1 protein-coding gene is annotated in these 1,860 nt (G+C 56.4%); it reads right to left on the bottom strand.

Annotation, left to right across the window (positions count from 1 at the left end; all coding sequences use genetic code 11):
• Positions 1-17: 17 nt before the first annotated feature.
• Positions 18-1,472: a tRNA uracil 4-sulfurtransferase ThiI gene (gene thiI, locus CFE47_RS31115; RefSeq protein ID WP_185704740.1), complete on the bottom strand. Its 1,455-nt coding sequence runs from the start codon at positions 1,470-1,472 to the stop codon at positions 18-20.
• Positions 1,473-1,860: the final 388 nt, after the last annotated feature.

Here is a 1,860-nt window from a genome sequence, read left to right as displayed (position 1 = left end):
CAAACAGCCCCGGGCTCTTAGCTCGGTCGATAAACGCGCACATTGGCATGCCCCTCACTGAGCAAATGGTGGGCATGCAGGCGACTCATCACGCCTTTGTCGCAATACAGCAGGTACTGACGGCTGTTATCCAGTTCCTTGAAACGCGCGTTCAATGCATAAAACGGCAGCGTTTGTACGTCGATGCCAGCGATTTCCAGCGGCTCATCTTCAGCGGCATCCGGGTGACGGATGTCGACGACGATCTGGCCGGCCAGGGCTTCGCTGACTTCTTCGATCTTCACATCCTGGCCCAGTTCGTCGATCACGCGATCGATCGGGACCAGCTTGGCGTTCTCAAGCGCACGCTCCAGAATCGCCATGTCGAATTCTTTCTCTTCATGCTCCACGCGGTGACGCTTGGCGTGGGTCTTGGGGTTCACCGAAATGACCCCGCAGTACTCAGGCATGTGCTTGGCAAAGTCGGCGGTGCCGATTTCTTCTGCCAGGTCGATGATGTCCTGCTTGTGGCTGGCGATCAGCGGGCGCAGCACCAGCTTCTCGGTGACGCAATCGATGATCGACAGGTTGGGCAGCGTCTGGCTGGACACCTGGGAGATCGCTTCACCGGTCACCAGTGCGTCGATCTGCAGGCGGTCGGCAATCTGCGACGCAGCGCGCAACATCATACGCTTCAATACTACGCCCATATGACCGTTATCGACTTTGCCGAGGATTTCGCCCAGCACTTCCTCGAACGGTACGCTTACAAATAGCACGCGTTGGGAGCTGCCGTATTTCTTCCAGATAAAGTGCGCAACTTCCATCACGCCCAATTCGTGTGCACGCCCGCCCAGATTAAAGAAGCAGAAGTGGCTCATCAGGCCGCGACGCATGATCTGGTAGGCCGCCACCGTGGAATCGAAACCGCCGGACATGAGGACCAGGGTCTGTTCCAGGGCACCCAGCGGGTAGCCGCCGATGCTGTTGTGCTGGCTGTGGATCACAAACAACCGTTGGTCGCGAATTTCCATGCGCACTTCAATTTGCGGTGCTTTCAGGGAAATTCCAGCGGCGCCGCACTCGCGACGAAGCTTGCTGCCGACGTATTTCTCGACGTCCATGGAGCTGAAGGTGTGCTTGCCGGCACGCTTGCAGCGTACCGAAAAGATCTTGCCTTCGAGCTCACTGCCGTAGTGCTGTTTGCACTTCTCGGTGATGTCGTCGAAGTCGCCCAGCGGGTACTCGTCTACCTGCAGGAAATGCGCAATGCCCGGCATGCAGCTCAGGCGCTCGGTCATGTCCTTCAAGGCTTTGGCGTCGGTAATGCGGGTTTCCAGCTCGAGGTTGTCCCACACGCCGTTCACCACCACAGCCGGGTCCAGGTCTCGGAGCACGGCACGGATGTTCTTGGCCAATTGACGGATGAAACGCGTCCGTACCGGTCGGCTTTTGATGGTGATCTCGGGGAAGACTTTAACGATTAATTTCATGGAAACAGCGCGCGCCGGGCCTGCTGAAAAAGGGGGGCGCGGATTATAGCGGAAATCGCTCAAGGTTTAACCAGTTAATATGCAAAGGACTGATCACGCACTAAAGCGGTGCATTTTCACAAATTAACGCCACATTGCGGTGCGCCATTTTCACGCTTTTGTCGCATTGCACCTTTATAGGGGCGTTTTTGCACCAAAAAACCCATGTTGGCGCACTGGCATGCAATTTGCTCTCTTGTGAGGCAGGTTGCCATGGCGGAGTATCCGCGCCGGCATCACCCACATTCTAAGGGCTAACTCCACTACCCCAGCCCGAAGCCACCCGGAGGACACTATGTCGAAGTCGGTTCAACTCATCAAAGATCATGACGTTAAATGGATTGATCTG

The organism is Pseudomonas sp. PGPPP1 (genome assembly GCF_002255865.1).
GTDB lineage: Bacteria > Pseudomonadota > Gammaproteobacteria > Pseudomonadales > Pseudomonadaceae > Aquipseudomonas > Aquipseudomonas cremoris.
The sequence above is the reverse complement of the archived record's forward strand: the minus strand, read 5'-3'. Positions and strand labels throughout refer to the sequence as shown.

Bases quoted from the DNA above. Each gene is read 5' to 3' on its own strand.
- thiI (WP_185704740.1), bottom strand. From the start codon at position 1,472: ATGAAATTAATCGTTAAAGTCTTCCCCGAGATCACCATCAAAAGCCGA.